Origin of the sequence: Syntrophothermus sp. (genome assembly GCF_013314835.1) — a bacterium.
In the GTDB taxonomy this organism is placed as follows: Bacteria; Bacillota; Syntrophomonadia; order Syntrophomonadales; family Syntrophothermaceae; genus Syntrophothermus; species Syntrophothermus lipocalidus.
Genome location: NZ_JABUEX010000116.1, coordinates 1 through 3,866, shown reverse-complemented (window position 1 = coordinate 3,866; position 3,866 = coordinate 1). Strand labels below are relative to the sequence as shown.

Genomic DNA, 3,866 nt, shown 5'->3' with positions numbered 1-3,866 from the left:
GTTTTTAAGGAACCTATAAGGTATGAAAACCGGGAAGGCAAACTACGAGGACATGAGTGCTGAAGAGTTTTTAAGGAACCTATAAGGTATGAAAACAGTGACTGGATACACGAGACCGCCCCTCCTTTCCTGGTTTTTAAGGAACCTATAAGGTATGAAAACTTCTATTTACAATGACGTTAAAATTGTTAAGTATGTAGTTTTTAAGGAACCTATAAGGTATGAAAACAAGCGGGGCGCACCTTTCGCAAGTCGGGTAATGGGTCGTAAGTTTTTAAGGAACCTATAAGGTATGAAAACTCAGATCCCGTCAAAACGCTTCATCAGGCCAGGGGGTTTTTAAGGAACCTATAAGGTATGAAAACAACCCTTGGCGGTACAGATGAGTCTTGAATTCACCAGGTTTTTAAGGAACCTATAAGGTATGAAAACCATGTCGGGTAGTTCTAACTTTATTCATGTCTCAAGTTTTTAAGGAACCTATAAGGTATGAAAACTCCCCATCTTTGCCATCAGGAGAATAAATTTATCAAGTTTTTAAGGAACCTATAAGGTATGAAAACCGCCCCCTTCGGCGCAGTTTCCTCAGTGCGTCAACCGTTTTTAAGGAACCTATGAGGTATGAAAACATATAGCTGTTTCCCAGGCGAACGCCAAAATAAAAAGGAGGCTGAAAAAATGTTTAGCAAACTTATGTTGATTGCGAGGGCAGAAGGAACCATTCCGCTTCATTACAGCAAATTATTAACAGCAGCAATACTGAGTAAGATCGGCCAGGGCAGCAAAGAATTAGCGGCCAGACTGCACGAGAACCAAATAGCATACAGCGATGGCCCCAGAATTTTCAAACCGCTGTCGCACTCCTGGCTGATAGGGCTTACCAAGCAGGAAGACGGCTTCGTAGCCCCTCATAACCAGGTTGTCTTATACCTGGGCTGGCGCGGCGACGTAATCGAAGCGTTTCAGAAAGGTCTCTCCGCAGATCCGGTGATGAACATAGGAGAAACCCGGCTCACAGCAACAATGACAGCCGAACTTCCCTGCGAACCGGTAACCAACAAATTCAAAGCAGTATCTCCTGTATGGGCACACTACCAGTCGCGAGACATTTTATACTCAACAGACCCCGCGTTATTTGTCCAGGTAATCAGCACAAACCTGCGATCAAAATATAAAGCGCTGTACGGAAAAGAATACGCCGGCCGGCTGTATCTGAACCCGCAGAAAACAAGGCCGCTGATAAGCAGATGGGGCAGCTTTATGGTTGGAGCCAACTGGGGGATATACGAAATCGAGGCGGAATACGACATGCTGAAACTGGCCCTGGCAGCTGGAATCGGGAAAGGCAACTCGATTGGATTCGGGATGCTGGACCTTTTGTAGAATTGTAGAAAGGAGAGAACGCTTTGGGAGAAATTACAACGGCATTGATAACTAAAGCCGCCCGCAAAACTGACTCCACTACCTGGCTGTACATACTGACCGGTCCGCATGAGGGCGAACGGGCAATTTTAGACCATGCGGCTGAACTGCCGCCTTATGTGAGAAAAAACACGCTGGTGAGGATCAACGGGTGTTATGTCCGCCGCGGCAAAGCGCTGGTGCTGCGGACCAAACATAAAAACGACATAACCCTGGAAATGAGTGCGGCCACATTGGATGCTTTTCGCCGCAATATTAAAAAAGTGTTCCCGCAGCAAATGCTGGAACTGGCTTCGCTGGCAGACACTGCGAAAATGGCTGCGGTGCTGGAAAAGCAGCCTGTGCTCGACGGCATGCTTGATGATGAGCAGCGTTTGCTCCTGCGGCGTTTCCAGCGGGTAATATCCACCACAGACCTGAACAAAATTTACGAAATCATGGAATCTGCCGGGCTGGGCCTGGACATAGACCGGGTAGCTTTGATATACGACACCCTGAAATACCGGGCAGGCCACCGGCACGTGGCGGTGCATGAACTCATCCGCGAACACCCGTGGTTGATCTGCCAGGTGGAAGGGATAAACCGGGCGACCGCGCAAAAACTGGCCGAAAATCTGGGCAAAGCCCGGTCCAGCCCGGAAACCCAGCTGTACAGCTACGCGATGGCTGTTGTCTGGCACGCCGCCCGAAACGGGGACTGCGGCATGCCTTTAAAGGAAGTCCATCGAAAAACCAGGGGCTTGCAAGAAAAACTGATGGGCGCTCCTGTTAAAGAAAGCGTTTTTCAGCAGATGTTTTTCAATCCAGATTTGATGTACGGCACAGTTTACGGCCGGGCAGTCTGCTGTCACCAGTTCGAGGCGGAAATAAAAAGAGACCGTTTACCTTTATATTTGGAATTGTCAGCAGACCGATCTCAAGCAGAAAAGAAAGCGGCAGGTGACGCAAAACTGCTGTACCCTGCCCGGGTGTATTTCGCTGAACGCTCCGCCGCAGAACTGCTGGCGGCCAGAATCCAGCAGCCGCCGCCGCAGATAGATACAGCCATTCCGGACGGCCTGGACAGCGACCAGCTTGAAGCCGTCCGGACCGCCCTGAAAAACCCGGTCACTGTCTGGGCCGGACAGGCAGGCAGCGGCAAATCGCACACTATTATAAAAATGGCGTCGGCTTTACAGCAGGCAGGAAAACAAGTTGTGCTGCTGGCGCCAACTGCCGTCGCCGCCGACCGATTGTCGCAGAAGCTGCCGCAGGCGACAGCCTGCACCATTCACCGCTTTGCCAGAATACCTGAAGAAGTGAAGGACTACCTGATCAGTGAAGGCGTTGGAAACGGAGCAGGCCCGGCGGTTGAACTGGCAGAAGAAGCGATTGTGTTTGTGGACGAATTGTCCATGTGCGACATGATTGCCTTTTCCGCTCTGCTGCACAGCCTGAAACACAAACCTGCCCGCCTGGTGCTGGCAGGAGACCCGGAACAGCTGCCGCCGGTCGGGCCAGGCGGCTTGTTTGACCATTTTATCAATATTCTCAGCAAACACATTCCGGTATGCCGGCTGACCGGAAACTACCGCAGCGACAGCCTGATCCTGTCCTTAGCGCGCAAAGTCCGCAATGAAGGGGTATTTGACTGCGGGCATATAGATAACAAAACCATAATTCTGCATAATAATCAGCCGCAAGCAGATAAGATCAAAGAAATTGCCGAGCAGTTGAAAAACAGCGGGTATATGCTGGGACAGGTTTTATTCGTCACCCCGACCAGATATGCCGGGGGTTTTGGCGCTGGCGCGGACTTTCTGGCCCCTGTTCTCCGTGAGGTCTGGAACCCGGACGGAGAAGAAATCCCCGGCACCAGGCTGTGGGTGGGCGACCCGGTGATCTGCGTGGAGAACGACTACGCCGACCTGAACGCGAAGGACAGCCTGCGGCACCCCGGGCGCCGCGTGAACATCTTCAACGGTTACCGGGGCACAGTCACCCGGGCAGACGGCGAAACCGTCTGGGTAAAATTCCAGGTGAAAGGCGAAGAACATGAAGTGCCGTACACCATCAGCGAACTGCCTTACTGGTTGGAACAGGCATACTGCGTGACAGTTCACAAAAGCCAGGGCGGAGAATGGCCGGTGCTGGTGTTTATCGGGCAGGAAGGAATGCACCGCCAGCTGGTATACACCGGCTTTACCAGAGCGCAGGAAAAGCTGGTTCTGGTGGGCAAACAGGAATGGTGGGAACAGGGAGCAAAAACAAAAGCCGTGCCGCCGCTCTGCAAGTTCGGCTACCGGGTGCTGCATGAAATCAGCAGGGCGGTATCGGAAATTATGCAAAGTAATTGCTTATGTCAAGTCGAGTGCAAAAATAATTGAAAAAGCTCAATTCATGATAGAAATACTATCCATAATCCTTCAAGATGAAAGTGATGCTGAAGCATCCATCATATTGAA

Annotated in this window: 2 protein-coding genes and 1 CRISPR repeat array; both genes read left to right on the top strand. The window is 51.0% G+C overall.

Annotated features, from left to right (window positions below; genetic code table 11):
* Nucleotides 1-629: direct repeats of the CRISPR family, unit length 30 nt; unit sequence GTTTTTAAGGAACCTATAAGGTATGAAAAC.
* 49 nt (nt 630-678) lie between these two features.
* Nucleotides 679-1,383: a CRISPR-associated endoribonuclease Cas6 gene (gene cas6 / locus HPY90_RS15205; RefSeq protein WP_287195741.1), complete on the top strand. Its 705-nt coding sequence runs from the start codon at nt 679-681 to the stop codon at nt 1,381-1,383.
* Between the two features lie 23 nt (nt 1,384-1,406).
* Complete coding sequence (locus HPY90_RS15200; RefSeq protein WP_287195739.1) at nt 1,407-3,788, top strand: AAA family ATPase; 2,382 nt, start codon at nt 1,407-1,409, stop codon at nt 3,786-3,788.
* Nucleotides 3,789-3,866: the final 78 nt, after the last annotated feature.

Coding starts and splice junctions, on each gene's coding strand:
- cas6 (WP_287195741.1), top strand. CDS start 679: ATGTTTAGCAAACTTATGTTGATTGCGAGGGCAGAAGGAACCATTCCG.